The following is a 15,859-nucleotide window of genomic DNA, read 5'->3' as shown; positions in this document are numbered from 1 at the left end:
CACGGCGGCGTGATTGGCTGGGCACATGATCGATGACTCAGTGTTCGGAACGGTTCCCCTGCGCGGCACGGCCGACGGCCCCGGCGTGGCCGCCGTCGAGGCGGCGGTACGCGCCGCGGCGGCGGCCGAGATCATGCCGCGCTTCCGGCAGCTGGCCGCGCACGAGATCGTGGAGAAGAGCGGCCCGCACGATCTGGTGACCGTCGCCGACCGGCGCGCCGAGGAGCACCTCACCGCCGCCCTCACCAAGCTGCTGCCCGGCTCGGCGGTGGTCGGCGAGGAGGCCGTCCACGCGGACCCGGCGGCCTACGGCGCGCTGCGCGGCGACGCGCCCGTGTGGATCGTGGACCCGGTGGACGGCACCCGCCAGTTCGTGCGCGGCGAGCCCGGTTTCTGCACGCTGGTCGCGCTCGCGCAGCAGGGCGAGCTGCTGGCCTCCTGGACCTACGCGGCGGCCCTGGACCTGATGGCGATCGCGGTACGGGGCCGGGGCGCCGTCCTCAACGGCGCCCGGCTCAACTCCGGCGCCCCCGAGCCCGGCGCGGCCCTGAAGGTCGCGCACTCCCACCCCGACTACACGTCGGACGCGCAGAAGAACGCGCTGCTCGGCCTGGACTGCGCGGACATCGAGGCCCGGCCCTGCGGTGCTGCGGGGATGGAGTACCTGTCCGTGGCGCGCGGCACGCTCGACGCGGTGGCCTTCAACTGGGAGCTGGCCTGGGACCACGCGGCCGGGCTGCTGCTCGTCACGGAGGCGGGCGGCGCGCAGACCACGCTGGCGGGCGAGCCGTACCGCATCGCCGGCGGCAACACGCTCCCGTTCACGGCGGCGCGCGACGCGCGGACCGCGCGGCGGGTACGGGAGCGGCTGCGCGCCGGGGGCCGGGGGACGGCGGGTGAGCGGGACGGCGGGTGAGCGGGGTGTGAGGTGGGCAGGACGTCAGGTGAGCAGCCCGAGCAGCCGCTCGCACGCCGCGCGTTCGCTCGGGTCGCGGGCGACGACCTCGTACGCTCCGCGCTCGTACGTCCCGGTCTCCCACGCCCCGTCCCCGGCCCTGCGCAGAAACAGGAAGTCGGGGGGCGTGGGGACCGGTTCATGGACTCCCTCGATGCGGTAGTAGCCGTCGGGTACCCCGGCCGCGCTCAGCGCGGCCCGCAGCGTGTGGCGGTCCATGGCGGAGACGTTACGCGCCGGCCGGCGCGAGGTAGTCGTGGTCCAGCAGCCACTTCACGCTCAGCCGCTCACCGGGACCCGGGTCGAGGAACACCGGGTCGAGCTTGATCTGCTGGCCCCGGCCCGGCTGCTCGAACCACGGGGCGATGCCGCCCTGCCACACGGAGAACGGCTTGACGACCTTGTAGACGTGGTAGTCGCAGGGGAACGCCTCGTCACGGGTGTTGAGGTTCTGCGGCGGCAGCGCACGCTTGGCGTACGCGTCACCGGCGGGCGCCAGGTAGGAGCCGAACTCGGAGCCGAACCGGTCCAGACGCTCACCGGCGCGCAGCTCGGTGGCGTTCTTGTCCGGCACGCCGTTCACATCGGCGAATCCGTCGTTCGGCGGGTACTTCCAGCTGCCCGAATCGGCGGGCCCCTCCCAGTACTTCTTCAGGAAGGCCGCGGGTGACAGATGCCCGGTCCGGTGGTAGCCCTTCAGCAGCGGACCGACCGGCGCCTGCCACCTGTTGGGCAGGTGCTCGGGGCCGAGCCGCGCGTCGTCCCGGAACTTCCCGGTGCAGGGCTCGGGCCGGGGCGGGAGCGGGATCGCGGCGGTGGGCGGGGCGGACGCCACGGCCCGGCCGCTCTCCGTCGGCCGCTCGGGGGGAGCCGCGTGGGCGGCGGGCGCCATGGCCAGGAGGGCGGTGATGCCCAGCCCGGCCAGGAGAGTGCGCATTCGGTTCACTGAACGAGTCCCTTCACAGGCTGATGCCTCATCGAACGACGAGGAATAGTGACGGAGGGTAGTAGATCACGTGCGAGAAGTGACATCGCGTCCGGGGGCACGCCGCCGAACCCGCCCCGCCGCCAACCGCCAACCGTCAACCGCCCGCCGCCGAACCCGCCCCGCCGCCCGCCGCCGCTGTCAGCCGTCCGCCTCCAGCACCGCCCGTACCTCCCGTACCAGCGCGTCCGCCTCCGCCACCGCCCGCGCGGCCGGCGCGCGCAGCGCCTCCGCGACGCGCCGCCCGAAGCCCGGCGGGGTGTCCGGGAGAGCCGCGGCGGCGGCCGTCGCGCCCTTCTCGTTGAGGCACCACGTCCGGTGGTGGGCGTGCAGGCACTGGACGAGGACGCCGAAGGCCCGGGACAGGCACAGCGCCACGAACAGCGCGTCGTCACCGCCGGCGCCGCCCTCGCGCCCCAGCGTCTTGCGGGCGGCGGCCACCGAGAACTCCGCCTCCCACACCGCCCCGGCCAGCGCCGTCCGCAGCGGCTCCGGGTAGTCGGCCGTCTCCGCCCGCAGACGCGTCAACTCGCCGTACGGATCAGCCAGTACGCGGCAGAGCGCGACCTCCCCGGCGTACGCGGGCGACCAGAAGCCGAGGGGATGGCCGGGCTGGATCCCCACCTCGTACCGGCCCTCCCGGCAGTCCGTCCAGACCCGCTCCACCCGGTCGAGATCGCGCAGGATCCAGTCCACGGCGACGCCGTCGACGGTCAGCCAGCTGCCGCCGTTCACCCAGGGCCCCCAGCCGCCCGGGCCCGCGACCTCCACCGGTGAGCCCGCCGGTCCTTCGGCCACCTCCGCCGCCAGCGCCGTCAGCGCCGCCACGTCCGGCGTCCCCCGGTAGTAGACGCCCAGGTCCCAGTCGGAGCCCGGGCGCTCGGCACCCCGGGCGCGGCTGCCGCCGAGGGACACGGCGCGTACGCCCCGAACCCCGGTCAGCCGCGCCGCCATCGCCCCGATCACTTCTTCCATGGATGCCTCCACCGGCCGGTCCGCATGCGCGTTCATGGTCGCGGACCGTACCCGCTCCCGGGCTGTCGGTGCCCGGGAATATCCTGGGGTCCCTGGCCGGTGGCTGACAGAGCTGACAGAGGAGCCGAAGGTGACGTCGATGCTCGATGCGGTCGTCGTGGGGGCGGGGCCCAATGGGCTGACCGCCGCCGTCGAGCTGGCCAGGCGCGGGTTCTCCGTGTCCGTGTTCGAGGCCAAGGAGACGGTGGGCGGCGGGGCGCGGACCGAGGAGCTGACCCTGCCCGGATTCCGCCACGACCCCTGCTCGGCGGTCCACCCGCTGGGTATCGGCTCGCCCGTCTTCAAGACGATGCCGCTGGCGCGGTACGGACTGGACTGGCTGCACCCCGAGTTGCCCATGGCGCACCCCTTCGACGACGGCACGGCGGCCGTGCTGTCGCACTCCGTCGCCGAGACGGCCGCCTCCTTCGGCCCGCGCGACGCCGGGGCGTACCGGCGGCTCGTCGCCCCGTTCCTCGGCAAGTGGGACTCGTTCGCGACGGACTTCATGTCCCTGCCGCTGACCGCGCTGCCGCGCGACCCGGTCACCCTCGCCCGCTTCGGACTCGTCGGACTGCCCCCGTCGACCTGGCTGATGCGCCGCTTCCGCGACGACCGGGCCAGAGCACTCTTCGCCGGGCTCGTCGCCCATGTCATCGCCCCGCTGGGCGGCTTCGCCACCGGCGCCGTCGGGCTGGTCTTCGCGCTCGCCGCGCACGCGGGCGGCTGGCCGATGCCGCACGGCGGCTCGCAGTCGATCTCCGACGCCCTCGCCGCGTATCTGCGCGCCCTGGGCGGCACCGTCCACACCGGATACGAGGTCAAGCGGCTGGACGAGCTGCCGCCCGCCCGCGCCTACATCTTCGACACGTCCCCGACCGCCCTCGCCCGGATCGTCGGCCTCGGCCGCGCCTACGACGGCTACCGCTACGGCGCCGGCGTCTTCAAGATCGATTACGCCCTGGACGGCCCGGTGCCCTGGACGGCCGAGGAGCCGCGCCGGGCGGGCACCGTACAGATCGGCCCCAGCAGCCGGGAGATCGGCACCGCGCTGCGCCGGGCGGCGGGCGGGCAGGCGCCGGACACGCCGTTCCTGATCACCTCGCAGCCCAGCCTGGTCGATCCGTCGCGCGCGCCGGAGGGCAAGCACGTCTTCTGGGCGTACGGCCACGTACCCAACGGCTGGCAGGGCGACTTCACCGACTCGATAGAGCGTCAGATCGAGCGCTTCGCCCCCGGTTTCCGCGACCGGGTGCTGGCCCGTGCCACGGCGGGACCGCGCGAACTGGCCGACCGCAACGCCAACTACGTCGGCGGGGACATCGCCTGCGGCGCCGCCTCCGGGCTCCAGCTCCTGCTGCGCTCCAAGCTCTCGCTCTCGCCGTACACCACCGCGCACCCCGCGGTCTTCCTCTGCTCCTCGGCCACCCCGCCGGGGCCCGGGGTACACGGCATGTCGGGGCACAACGCGGCGAAGGCGGTGTGGCGGCGGCTGCGCCAGGACTGATCCTGCGGGTGGCCTCCCGTCCCGTACCGTCCCGGGCCGGCCCGGGACGCGGCGCACGACCGGCCCTTCCCGGCACCGTTACGGGCACACGGGACCCGGACGCTCGACGGCGCGGTCGTGCGTCGCCCCGCCCCGGGGGGAGCCGGGCGAGGACCGCCCGCGGGCACGCGCCTATGCGGGGTTCGTACAGGCTTCCGGCGACCGCTGGGTCCTGGTCGACCGGGGCTCCGACGGGAAGCCGCCGCTGCCCGGACCGCGGGGCCGAAGCCCGCGGCGGCCGAAGGCTGATGTCGTTTTCTCGCCAGTCGGGAGGGTGCCGGTGCTGGATGATGGAGCCATGCGCACCGCGATGCACACCGACACCGAACGCTGTGTACGGGCCGTCAGATCCAACGATGCCCGGTTCGACGGCTGGTTCTTCACGGCCGTCCTGACCACCGGGATCTACTGCCGGCCCAGCTGTCCCGCCGTGCCGCCCAAGGCCGAGAACATGACGTTCTACCCGAGCGCCGCCGCCTGCCAGCAGGCCGGGTTCCGCGCCTGCAAGCGGTGCCGGCCCGACACCAGCCCCGGATCCCCGGAGTGGAACGCCCGCGCCGACACCGTCGCCCGCGCCATGCGGCTCATCCAGGACGGGGTCGTGGACCGCGAGGGCGTCCCCGGGCTCGCCGGACGGCTCGGCTACTCGGCGCGACAGATCGAGCGCCAGCTGCTCGCCGAGCTGGGCGCCGGTCCGCTCGCGCTGGCCCGCGCGCAGCGGGCGCAGACCGCCCGGCTGCTCATCGAGACGACCGCGCTGCCGATGGCCGACGTCGCCTTCGCGGCGGGATTCGCCTCCATCCGCGCGTTCAACGACACCGTCCGTGAGGTCTTCGCGCAGGCACCGAGCGAGCTGCGGACCCGGGCCGCCGCGCGCGGCCCCCGCGCCTCCGCCGCCGACGGCACCCGAGGGGTGATCTCGCTGCGCCTGCCGTTCCGCGCGCCGCTCACCCCGGACAACCTCTTCGGCCACCTCGCCGCGACCGCCGTGCCGGGCGTCGAGGAGTGGCGGGACGGGGCCTACCGGCGCACGCTCACCCTGCCGTACGGGCACGGCATCGCCGCGCTCACCCCGCGCCCCGACCACATCGCCTGCCGGCTCTCGCTCACCGACCCGCGCGATCTCACCCTGGCCATCAGCAGCTGCCGCCGCCTGCTCGACCTGGACGCCGACCCCGTCGCCGTGGACGAGCAGCTGCGGGCCGACCCCCGGCTGGCGCCGCTGGTCGACAAGGCCCCGGGGCGGCGGGTGCCCCGTACCGTCGACGCCGCCGAGTTCGCCGTACGCGCCGTACTGGGCCAGCAGGTCTCCACCGCCGCCGCGCGGACACACGCGGCGCGGCTGGTGACCGCGCACGGGGTGCCGGTCGAGGACCCCGAGGGCGGGCTCACTCATCTCTTCCCGACACCCGCCGCGCTGGCCTCGCTCGATCCGGAGGCCCTGGCCCTGCCCCGCACCCGGCGCACCACCCTCACCACGCTCGTCGCGGCCCTCGCCGACGGCTCGCTGCGGCTGGGACCCGACAGCGACTGGGAGCAGGCGCGCGCCCAGCTGGCGGAGCTGCCCGGATTCGGGCCGTGGACGGTCGAGGTGATCGCGATGCGCGCGCTGGGCGACCCCGACGCCTTCCTCCCCACCGACCTCGGCATGCGCCGGGCCGCCCAGGGCCTCGGCCTGCCGTCCACCCCCGCCGCGCTCACCGCGCGCGCGGCGGGCTGGCGGCCCTGGCGCGCGTACGCCGTCCAGTACCTGTGGGCCACCGACGACCACGCCATCAACCGCCTTCCCACGTAAGCACCCCCCACCACCCTCGGGTATCCGCGTAAGGAGATTCCCCATGACCACCCCGCGCACCGTGGACACGGCTCAGGTCGTCCACACGGTGATCGACAGCCCCTACGGCCCGCTGACGCTCGTCGCCACCGACGGCGCCCTGAGCGGCCTCTACATGACGGAACACCGCCACCGTCCGCCCCAGGAGACCTTCGGCGTCCCCGACCCCGGTCCCTTCACCGAGGTCGCGCGTCAGCTCGGCGCCTACTTCGACGGCGAGCTGACGGAGTTCGACCTCCCGCTGCGGATGGCGGGCACCCCCTTCCAGCGCGAGGTCTGGGAGGAGCTGAAGAAGATCCCGTACGGCGAGACCCGTTCCTACGGCGAACTCGCCGAGGCCCTCGGCAAGCCCGGCGCCTCGCGCGCGGTGGGGCTGGCCAACGGCAAGAACCCGGTCAGCATCATCGTCCCCTGCCACCGGGTGATCGGTTCGACCGGCAGCCTCACCGGATACGGCGGCGGGCTCGACCGGAAGCAGCGGCTGCTGGCCTTCGAGTCGGCCGGAGCGCAGGCCACGGAGACCGCGACCCTCTTCTGAGCGCGGCCCGCGCCGGTGTCCGGCCGGATCCGATCGGGGATCCGGTCAGGCGTCCGGCCGGACACAACAGTGCCCCGGCCGGACACACCGGCGCGTGAACCGCCGTCCCGGGTCGCCCGTCCGGCGCGATCGTTGTTCTACGTTGACTCCCCACGGCACAGGCACACTCCAGGGACGCGACGTATGAGCACCCTCAGCACATCGCCCGACGAAGCCGTGGGCGAGCGCGCCACGGGACGGCTGTTCGGCCTCTCCGACGCGGTCTTCGCGATCGCCATGACCCTGCTCGCGCTCAACCTGAGCGTGCCCTCGCTGGGCGACCACCCGAGCGAGGGCGCGCTGCGCCACGCGCTGGCCGAGCAGGGCCCGCACTACCTGGCCTTTCTGCTGAGCTTCTACGTGACCTCCGTCTACTGGCGCCGCCACCACGCCGAGATGCGCAGTGTGCGCGTCAGTCACCCGGCCCTCGTACGGTGCACGATGATCCTGCTCCTCGCGGTGAGCGCGCTGCCGTTCGTCGCCAACCTGCTGGGTACCTACGGCGGTCAGGCCGGGATCGTGCTCGCCGTCTACGCCGGGGTCAATGTCGTCGCCATCGGAGCGCTGCTGCTGATCCGCTACGTGGTGCGCCACCACCGGCTCTCCAAGGATCCGGGTCCCCGGCCCGAGAGCCTTGAACTCTGGTTCGACTTCGCCGCGTTGCTGCTGGCCGTCCCGTCCGGTTTCCTGTTCCCCGGCCACGGGGTGATCGCGCTGATCGCCCTGCTGCTCGTCAGCGGCCGGGCCGGCTGGTTCATGACGCGCCTGCGACGGCGGCGAAGGGATTCGGCACATTCCCCGTCCAGCGGCGCAGGACCGCACGGCCGGTCTGGAGGGTGACCCCGTCGGCCCGTACCGTGCCGGCCTCGGCGACGTAGTACAGCCCGTCGTCGAGCGCGACCAGCCCGTACTGCCCGGCCGACTCCCAGCCGTACACCCCGGACCCGGCGTCGTGCAGCCCCTGCGGCAGGAGCGACAGCAGCCGGCCGCGTTCGGGCGCGGGCTGGCCCCGGACGACGCCGTCGACGGGACGCTTCGAGCCGTCCACGACGAAGAGCGAGTAGTCGGGGAAGTGTGTTTTGGTGCCCTTGTAGACGGCGAGCAGCCAGTTGCCGGTGTGCCGGTCGTACTCCAGATTCTGCACCCCGTAGGTGGTGTTGCCGGTGTACGCGAAGTACTTGCCGTCGGGGGAGGCCGGGCCGCTGGTGTGCGGCGCCCGCTCGGTCAGCGGGCGCTCGTAGCTCTTCCACCGCCGTACGTCGTACTGGAGCAGGACCTGGTGGTCGTTGTCCTCGCGGCCGGTGTTGGCGTAGACCCCGTACGCGACGGTGAGCCGCTCGCCGCCCGCGCCGTCCAGGGCCGGGCCGAAGGCCACCCCGTCGATGCCGCTGCAACCGTAGCGGTGGTCGGGGGTGTCGGCGGTGTCACCGTCGAAGACACCGTTCCCGTCCATGTCGGCCGTGTAGTCCCGCACGACCTCGCCGAGATGGACGGTGGAGACCACACCGGTGGAGGCCGCGTCCATGTCCATCCGGGTGATCCGCTCCCCGTCGAAGACGGCGATGTAGAACGCCTTCGCCGCCTTGTATTCGAGGGAGCCGTAGACCCTGCCGTCCCGCTCGTTGAAGTCCAGGTCGCCGAGGTGGCCCGTGAAGCCGGTGACGGAGCCGAGCGGGGTGCCGCGCAGATCCGTCTTGACCAGCAGGTTGGTGAAGGAGAAGTACAGGTGCCCGGCACGGCGGTCGACGGCCATGCCCTGGAGATGACCGGACCGCCAGGCACCGCCGTCGACCGACGCGGGGAGCCGCGGGAGCTTCCGTACGGTGGCGACGGGGGCCGCGGTCGCGGGGGCGACGGTGGCGCGGGCGACGGCATCGGAGGGCACGGCCCGCGGCCCGCCCCCGCCCGCCAGTATCACCGCGGTCAGCACGGCCGGTACGACGGCCCCCGACGCGCGCAGGACGGCGGCCGCCCGGCCACGCGCCCGGATGCCACTCGTTCGGGTGGGACACGCCAGGGTGTTACGCGCCTGACGGTTCCTCAGTCTGCTGGATCGCGTGCGCATCGGGGCCTCCGCGAGTCGTGGGGGGACTCCAGGATGATGCCGCTCCCGCGTGCACGGCGGACCAACGCGGCGTGAACGGCCCGGCATGCCCCCGACGGTCCATCAACTCACCGCCGGGGAAGGCGCTCCTCGTCCTCGGCGTCAGCCCGTCCGCTCCGGCAGGGCGACGGGCATCACCAGCGTGGTGAAGCCGCCCTGGTCCGCGGAGCGCACCACGACCGGTTCGGTGGCGGTGGCGATCTCCAGCAGGATGTCCGGGCCCACGCTCGTCTCCAGGGCAGCGACGAGTACGGCGGGATCGAAGCCGATCCGCAGGGGCCGCTCGCCCATGCGGACGGCCGGCAGATCCGTGGCCCCGGAACCGTCGGGCAGCGCGACGGTCAGCTCGTCCGTACCGAGCCGCAGCGCGACGCCCGGGGTGTCGCCCAGGGCGCCGACGGCGGTCAGCAGGGCCGCCCGGTCCACGATCACCCGGTGCCGATGCGGCGTCAGGGCCGCGAGCATCTCGCGATAGGCGGGGAACTCTCCCTCGAAAAGGGGAAGTTCACGGGTGTCCGTGCCGTCCGTGTCGTGCGCCCCGGCACCGTCGGGCCCCGCCTCCAGGGTCACCGCCGCGCAACGCGCCGCCCAGGCCCCGATCTCCACCAGCCGTTCCGCCGCCACCAGCAGCGCCCGCTCCGGCCCCTCCACCGTCATCACCGGCTTCAGCCCCCGTACCGCCATGCGGTAGCGGTCGGTGGCCACCAGCCGCACCTCGTCCGCGTCGATCTCGACGAGGACGTGGCCGAGGACCGGGATCCCCGGGTCCGTGCCGATCGCCGGTACGACCTGACGTATCGCGCTCGCCAGTTCGGCGCCGCCGAGCCGGACCCGGGTGGGTGTCGGGGTCCCGTCGTCCCCGGGGGCGGGGGAGTCCGCGCCCGGCATGGCGCGCAGCACGGCCGCGATCGCGGCGTCGGCCGTCCTGCTCCGGTCCCGCACGGTGGTGCGGTGCCGCTCCAGAACGGCGCGCGCCTCGGCCACCTCGCCGTCGAGGACGACCGTGACATCCGCGAGCGGAAGTCCGGCCTCCCGCAGGCTCCGCAGCATGTTGGCGCGGATCGCCTGGTCGGGGCTGTAGGAGCGGTAGCCGGTGAGCGCGTCCACCCGGGCGGGCGGCAGGACGCGGCAGTCGTCGTAGAAACGCAGGGCGCTCGGCGTGAGACCGACGCGCCGGGCGAAGGCGCTGATGCTCAGCAGTTCGGGCGGTGCGCCGAGGGTGAGATCGACGAGGGTGCCGCGCGTCGCGCCACCCGCCGTACCGCCCGTACCGCCCGCACCGTCCGCGCCGCTCCTGCCGCCCGTACCGCCCGTGCCGTCGGTCCCGTGGGGAGTGTTGTCCGTAGTGCTGTCCATGGCGGCGATTCTCGACGTTCACGCCGCCTGAAAGTCAACTCCGGCCGGGACCGGCCCGTTTCGTCAGACGCGGTGGCCGTTCTCCAGCTCCACCGTGCCCGTGCCCGCGCCCCCGTCCGACTCCAGCGCGTCGAGCGCGATCAGCACCCGCCGCCCGAGCGACCCGGGCAGATACGCGGGGACCTCGGCGCGCTCCACCAGCCGCCACGACAGCAGTTCCTCCTCCTGGAGAACGATCGCCGCGAGCCGCTCCTCGCTCAGCACCCCGCCGTCGTAGAGGTACGAGGCGACGGGCGGCCGGCTCTCTCCCTGCACCCAGTCCACGGTCAGCAGCGTCCCCGGCCGGATGTCGAGGCCGATCTCCTCCAGCGTCTCGCGCCGCGCGCCCTCGCGCGGGGTCTCGCCGTCGTCGGACTCGATGGTCCCGCCGGGCAGCGCCCAGCCCTCCCGGTAGTTGGGCTCGACGATCAGCACGCGGCCCGCGCCGTCCCGCAGAAGCACGGCGGCGCCCGCGAGGATACGGGGGAGCGAGGCGATGTACGCGGCGTAATCGGCGGCCTCGGCGGCGGCCGCGTCGGATTCCTGGGCGATAGCGGTAGCGGGAGCGGGGGTCTGGGTATCGGTGTCCGTCACACGCGAAGAGTATCGGGCGGGAGGGGCGCGCCATACATACGTAAATATCCAATATCGGCTCGTGGTATGCGGTGCCGGCCGGAGGGTCCGGGCCGGTGACCATGGGCATACCCCTGCCGTGCGGATAGGGTCGGACCGGCGCGACACCTGTTCGAAAGCAAGGGATACAAGGTGACGGACGGAGCGGTAAACGGTTCGGCACGCGTACTGATCGCGGCGGACAAGTTCAAGGGCTCACTCACGGCTCTGGAGGTCGCACAGCGGGTCACGGCGGGGCTCCACGAGGTCGCCCCCGGGGTGCCGGTCGAGACGCTGCCCGTCGCGGACGGCGGCGACGGTACGGTCGCCGCCGCGGTCGCGGCCGGCTTCGAGCGGCGCGAGGCCCGCGTCACCGGACCGCTCGGCGACGAGGTGACGGCGGCCTACGCGCTGCGCGACGGCACGGCCGTCATCGAGATGGCGGAGGCGTCCGGCCTCCAGCACCTCCCCAAGGGGGTCTTCGCGCCCCTCACGGCGACCACCCACGGCTCCGGCGAGCTGCTGAGCGCCGCGCTCGACGCGGGCGCCCGCTCCATCGTCTTCGGGGTCGGCGGCAGCGCCACCACCGACGGCGGCGCCGGCATGCTCGGCGCGCTCGGCGCCCGCTTCCTGGACGCCGGCGGACAGCCCGTGGGCCCGGGCGGCGGCGGACTGCGGGACCTCGCCACCGCCGACCTCTCGGGTCTCGACCCGCGTCTCGCCGCCGCGGACATCGTGCTCGCCAGCGATGTCGACAATCCGCTGACCGGCCCCAAGGGCGCCGCCGCCGTCTACGGACCGCAGAAGGGCGCCACCCCCGAGGACGTCGCCACGCTCGACGCGGCGCTCGCCCGCTACGCCGGGGTGCTGGAGGCGGCCCTCGGGTCCCGTGCCGCGCATCTCGCGTTCTCGCCCGGCGCGGGCGCGGCGGGCGGTATCGGGTACGGCGCGCTGGTCGGCCTCGGCGCCCGCTTCCGCCCCGGCATCGACGTCATGCTCGACGTCCTGGGCTTCGCCCCGGCGCTGGCCAGGGCCACCCTGGTCATCACCGGCGAGGGATCGCTGGACGAGCAGACCCTGCACGGCAAGGCCCCCGCGGGCGTCGCGGCGGCGGCCCGCGCCCGGAACATCGAGGTCATCGCGGTCTGCGGGCGGCTGAGCCTGCCCCCGGAGGCCCTCGGCCGCGCGGGCATCCGCCGCGCCTACGCCCTCAGCCACCTGGAGCCGGACCCGGCCGTGTGCATGGCCGAGGCCGGCCCGCTGCTGGAGCGCCTCGCCGCGGACATCGCGCGCGACTTCCTGGTCTGAGCGAGCGGACCGTCGCGGTCAGCAGGCCGCGAGCGGCGGTCGGCGGACAGCGGACAACGGAAAGGCCCGGGTGCGAGAAGCACCCGGGCCTTTCCACGTTGCCACGTACCGCTACGGCAGCTGCGCCGCCCGTGCCTCGCGGCGGTTGCCGCGGAAGGTGTTCACCCGGCGCGCCGTGGCGAAGAGCGGGATCACCGCGCCCGTCACCACCTGGAGCGCACAGCCCGTCTGGAGCAGCAGCTGACCGCCCGGCGCGTCGAACGCCCAGGCCGCCAGCAGCCCCATCGCGGCGACGATCCAGCTGAGCATCGCCAGCGCGAGCACACCGCGCGGCTTCGGGTACTCGACCCGGCTCACCATCAGCCATGCCACGCCGATGATCGCGAGCAGCGTCGGTACGAAGGGCAGCTCCAGCAGCACGATCGAGATGACCGTGAGGGCGCCGAAGGGGCTCGGCATGCCCTGGAACATGCCGTCCTTCAGCGTCACGCAGGAGAATCTGGCCAGCCTGAGCACGACGGCGAGCAACACCACGATCGCCGCCAGCGCCGACACCCGTTGATGCGCGTCGTCCGCGACCATTCCGTACACCAGTACGAAATAGGCCGGGGCGAGACCGAAGCTGATCAGGTCGGAGAGGTTGTCCAGCTCCGCGCCCATCGGAGAGCTGCGCAGCTTGCGCGCCACGAGACCGTCGAACAGGTCGAAGATCGCCGCGGCGAGCATCAGGATCACGGCCGTCGCGGCGGAGTGCCGCGCCATGCCGCTCTCGTCGCTGCCCGTGAGGTGCGGGATGAGAATGCCGGTGGTGGTGAAGTAGACGGCCATGAAGCCGCAGGTGGCGTTACCGAGCGTGAGGGTGTCCGCTATCGACAGCCTCAGCGACAGCGGCATCTCCTCGGCTTCGGCATCCGCCTTGGCCTCTGCCTCGGCGACCCAGCCTGCTTGCGTATCGGGATCAATCACGGTCAATTCGAGTCACCCCTGCGGTCGTGGTCTGGCCGACCTCGACAGCGACATCGACACCTTCCGGAAGGTAGATGTCGACGCGCGAGCCGAACCGGATCAGGCCGATGCGCTCGCCCTGTTCCACCTTGGTCCCCTGGGGCAGATACGGAACGATGCGCCGGGCAACCGCGCCCGCGATCTGCACCATCTCGATGTCGCCCAGCTCGGTGTCGAAGTGCCAGACAACGCGCTCGTTGTTCTCGCTCTCCTTGTTGAACGCCGGAACGAATCCGCCGGGGATGTGCTCCACGGAGGTCACGGTTCCCGCGAGCGGAGCGCGGTTGACATGAACGTTCAGCGGGCTCATGAAGATGGCGACCCGAGTGCGCCCGTCCTTCCACGGCATGATGCTCTGCACCACACCGTCGGCCGGGGAGATGACCCGGCCCTGCGTGATCTCGCGCTCCGGGTCTCTGAAGAACCACAGCATGCCCGCCGCGAGCGCGGTGGCGGGCACGGCGAGGGCTGCCGCACGCTTGGAGCGGCGGGCACGGGCCAGGCCGATCGCTGCGGTCGCGACGGTCGGCAGGAGCCACGGCGATGCTCCGCGTGCGATGCGGACCCGGCCGCTGGGTGCAGAGGTTTGGCTGTGGGGCATGGATGACCTTCGTAGCGGATGATGCCGCGCTGGCAACGGGGGACGGCGGCTTTCCAGCGATGGTACTGGTTGTGAGCCGCAACTGAGCAAGCCAGCACCCGAGTCGAGCGGCTTGAAGCGTGCGGCACACGTCGATCTGGTGTGATCTTCTTCGCCGTCAAATCGGTTCAAAGGCGATAATTATCCCTGGAATCGGTACTCCTCCAGCAGTCGGCGGCCGATGATCATTTTCTGGATCTCGGCGGTACCCTCGCCGATCAGCAGCATCGGCGCCTCGCGGTAGAGGCGCTCGATCTCGTACTCCTTGGAGAAGCCGTAACCGCCGTGGATACGGAAGGCGTCCTCGACGACTTCCTTGCAGTATTCGGAGGCGAGGTACTTCGCCATCCCTGCCTCCAGGTCGTTTCGTTCCCCGGAGTCCTTTTTGCGTGCCGCGTTGACCATCATCGCATGGGCGGCCTCGACTTTGGTAGCCATCTCGGCCAGCTTGAACTGGATCGCCTGGTGCTGGGCGATGGGTTTTCCGAATGTGTGGCGTTGCTGGGCATATGAGACGCCGAGTTCGAAGGCGCGCTGTGCGACCCCGCAGCCACGCGCCGCGACATTCACCCGGCCGATCTCGACACCGTCCATCATTTGGTAAAACCCTCGACCGGTGGTGCCGCCGAGTACCCGATTGGCCGGAATGCGAAGTCCGTCCATCACCAGCTCGGTGGTGTCGACGCCCTTGTATCCCATCTTGTCGATCTTCCCGGGGATGGTGAGGCCGGGCCGTACCTCGCCGAAGCCGGGCTCCTTCTCCACCAGGAACGTCGTCATCGACTTGTGCCGGGCCGTCCCCTCCGGATGGCCCTCGTCGCTCCGGCAGAGCACGGCGACCAGATGGGACGTACCGCCGTTGGTCAGCCACATCTTCTGGCCGGTCAGTACATAGGAGTCCCCGTCCCTGGTCCCCTTGGACGTGATCGCCGAGACGTCCGAGCCGAGAGCCGGCTCCGACATCGAGAAGGCGCCGCGCACCTCGCCGGCCGCCATGCGCGGCAGGAAAGTGTCCTTCTGCTCCTGGGTGCCGTACTGCTTGAGCAGATACGCCACGATGAAGTGCGTGTTGACGATGCCGGAGACGGACATCCAGCCGCGCGCGATCTCCTCCACGCAGAGCGCGTAGGTGAGCAGGGACTCACCGAGTCCGCCGTATTCCTCCGGGATCATCAGCCCGAACAGTCCGAGTTCCCGCAGACCCTCGACAATCCTCGTCGGATATTCGTCGCGGTGTTCCAGTTCGGTGGCGACCGGAAGGATCTCCTTGTCGACAAAGTCCCTTACGGTCGACAGGATCTCCCGCTGAATATCGGTCAGCCCCGCGGTCTGCGCGAGTCGGCTCATCACTTCTCCCGTGGCGTCGGCGCGGACTTCGGCGCGGATTTCGGTTGCGGGCGGCCGGGCTGTTCTCCGCCGCGCTCCTTCACGCAGGACTCGGTGGGGACCATTACCTTGCGGCGGAACACACACACCACGGTGCCGTCCTGCGTATAGCCCCGGGTCTCCACCTGGACGATTCCGCGGTCGCTCTTCGACTTCGACGGCGTCTTGTCCAGGACCGTCGTCTCGCCGTAGAGCGTGTCGCCGTGGAAGGTCGGCGCGACATGCCGCAGCGACTCCACCTCCAGATTGGCGATGGCCTTGCCGGAGACGTCCGGCACCGACATTCCCAGCAGCAGCGAGTAGACGTAGTTGCCCACGACGACGTTCTTTCCGAAATCCGTCGACCCCTCCGCGTAGTGGGCGTCCAGATGCAGCGGGTGGTGGTTCATGGTGAGCAGACAGAAGAGATGGTCGTCGTACTCCGTGACCGTCTTGCCGGGCCAGTGCTTGTAGACGTCGCCGACCTCGAACTCCTCAAAGGTGCGTCCGAACCGCATC

The 15,859-nt window shown here is 72.3% G+C and carries 16 protein-coding genes; 6 read left to right on the top strand and 10 right to left on the bottom strand.

Annotated elements, in window-relative coordinates; translation table 11 throughout:
* The first annotated feature begins 25 nt into the window (after positions 1-25).
* Positions 26-916 carry an inositol monophosphatase family protein gene (locus OG627_RS05560; protein WP_329061998.1) on the top strand — a complete coding sequence of 297 codons (891 nt, stop codon included), beginning with the start codon at positions 26-28 and terminating at the stop codon, positions 914-916.
* A 24-nt stretch (positions 917-940) separates the two neighbouring features.
* On the opposite strand, the gene OG627_RS05555 is transcribed toward OG627_RS05560, so the two are convergent.
* From OG627_RS05555 to OG627_RS05545, 3 genes are all read right to left on the bottom strand, one after another.
* Positions 941-1,174 carry a hypothetical protein gene (locus tag OG627_RS05555; protein WP_329061995.1) on the bottom strand — a complete coding sequence of 78 codons (234 nt, stop codon included), beginning with the start codon at positions 1,172-1,174 and terminating at the stop codon, positions 941-943.
* Between the two features lie 10 nt (positions 1,175-1,184).
* Entirely contained in the window at positions 1,185-1,901 is a 717-nt protein-coding gene (locus OG627_RS05550; RefSeq protein ID WP_329061993.1) for a TNT domain-containing protein, read from the bottom strand.
* Between the two features lie 180 nt (positions 1,902-2,081).
* A complete protein-coding gene (locus OG627_RS05545; RefSeq protein ID WP_443073419.1) occupies positions 2,082-2,951 on the bottom strand; it encodes a nucleotidyltransferase domain-containing protein in 870 nt (289 codons plus the stop codon).
* A 94-nt stretch (positions 2,952-3,045) separates the two neighbouring features.
* Between OG627_RS05545 and OG627_RS05540 the strand changes: the two genes are divergently transcribed.
* The 4 genes from OG627_RS05540 to OG627_RS05525 all read left to right on the top strand — a co-directional run bounded on the left by OG627_RS05540 (position 3,046) and on the right by OG627_RS05525 (position 7,751).
* Positions 3,046-4,461, top strand: coding sequence for a phytoene desaturase family protein (locus tag OG627_RS05540; RefSeq protein WP_329061991.1), 1,416 nt, complete (start codon positions 3,046-3,048; stop codon positions 4,459-4,461).
* A 349-nt stretch (positions 4,462-4,810) separates the two neighbouring features.
* Complete coding sequence (locus OG627_RS05535; RefSeq protein WP_329072383.1) at positions 4,811-6,295, top strand: AlkA N-terminal domain-containing protein; 1,485 nt, start codon at positions 4,811-4,813, stop codon at positions 6,293-6,295.
* Between the two features lie 43 nt (positions 6,296-6,338).
* The gene (locus OG627_RS05530) at positions 6,339-6,872 is read left to right on the top strand and encodes a methylated-DNA--[protein]-cysteine S-methyltransferase (RefSeq protein ID WP_329061990.1); all 534 of its coding nucleotides are present in this window, start codon (positions 6,339-6,341) and stop codon (positions 6,870-6,872) included.
* A gap of 183 nt (positions 6,873-7,055) precedes the next feature.
* Positions 7,056-7,751 (top strand): TMEM175 family protein, encoded by a 696-nt coding sequence (locus OG627_RS05525; RefSeq protein ID WP_329061987.1) that lies wholly within the window; start codon positions 7,056-7,058, stop codon positions 7,749-7,751.
* On the opposite strand, the gene OG627_RS05520 is transcribed toward OG627_RS05525, so the two are convergent.
* The 3 genes from OG627_RS05520 to OG627_RS05510 form a co-directional block, all read right to left on the bottom strand.
* Complete coding sequence (locus tag OG627_RS05520) at positions 7,666-8,976, bottom strand: hypothetical protein (protein ID WP_329061985.1); 1,311 nt, start codon at positions 8,974-8,976, stop codon at positions 7,666-7,668. The genes OG627_RS05525 and OG627_RS05520 overlap by 86 nt on opposite strands.
* A gap of 141 nt (positions 8,977-9,117) precedes the next feature.
* Entirely contained in the window at positions 9,118-10,371 is a 1,254-nt protein-coding gene (locus OG627_RS05515; RefSeq protein ID WP_329061983.1) for a DNA polymerase III subunit beta family protein, read from the bottom strand.
* A 63-nt stretch (positions 10,372-10,434) separates the two neighbouring features.
* Positions 10,435-10,962 carry an NUDIX hydrolase gene (locus OG627_RS05510; RefSeq protein ID WP_329072381.1) on the bottom strand — a complete coding sequence of 176 codons (528 nt, stop codon included), beginning with the start codon at positions 10,960-10,962 and terminating at the stop codon, positions 10,435-10,437.
* 213 nt (positions 10,963-11,175) lie between these two features.
* Here OG627_RS05510 and OG627_RS05505 point away from each other — a divergent pair, with 213 nt between their 5' ends.
* Complete coding sequence (locus OG627_RS05505; RefSeq protein WP_329061981.1) at positions 11,176-12,330, top strand: glycerate kinase; 1,155 nt, start codon at positions 11,176-11,178, stop codon at positions 12,328-12,330.
* A gap of 111 nt (positions 12,331-12,441) precedes the next feature.
* On the opposite strand, the gene pssA is transcribed toward OG627_RS05505, so the two are convergent.
* From pssA to OG627_RS05485, 4 genes are all read right to left on the bottom strand, one after another.
* A complete protein-coding gene (gene pssA / locus OG627_RS05500; RefSeq protein WP_329072379.1) occupies positions 12,442-13,296 on the bottom strand; it encodes a CDP-diacylglycerol--serine O-phosphatidyltransferase in 855 nt (284 codons plus the stop codon).
* Complete coding sequence (locus OG627_RS05495; protein WP_329061979.1) at positions 13,289-13,936, bottom strand: phosphatidylserine decarboxylase; 648 nt, start codon at positions 13,934-13,936, stop codon at positions 13,289-13,291. The genes pssA and OG627_RS05495 overlap by 8 nt, the downstream gene beginning before the upstream one ends.
* Before the next feature lie 180 nt (positions 13,937-14,116).
* Positions 14,117-15,322 carry an acyl-CoA dehydrogenase family protein gene (locus OG627_RS05490; protein ID WP_329061977.1) on the bottom strand — a complete coding sequence of 402 codons (1,206 nt, stop codon included), beginning with the start codon at positions 15,320-15,322 and terminating at the stop codon, positions 14,117-14,119.
* On the bottom strand, positions 15,322-15,858 hold the full coding sequence (locus tag OG627_RS05485) for a MaoC family dehydratase (RefSeq protein ID WP_329061976.1): 537 nt from the start codon (positions 15,856-15,858) through the stop codon (positions 15,322-15,324). Before OG627_RS05485 ends, OG627_RS05490 begins: the two co-directional genes overlap by 1 nt.
* Position 15,859: the final 1 nt, after the last annotated feature.

This window comes from Streptomyces sp. NBC_01429 (assembly GCF_036231945.1).
GTDB lineage: Bacteria > Actinomycetota > Actinomycetes > Streptomycetales > Streptomycetaceae > Streptomyces.
Note: the sequence above shows the minus strand (reverse complement) of the source record. Positions and strands in the feature narration are given on the sequence as shown.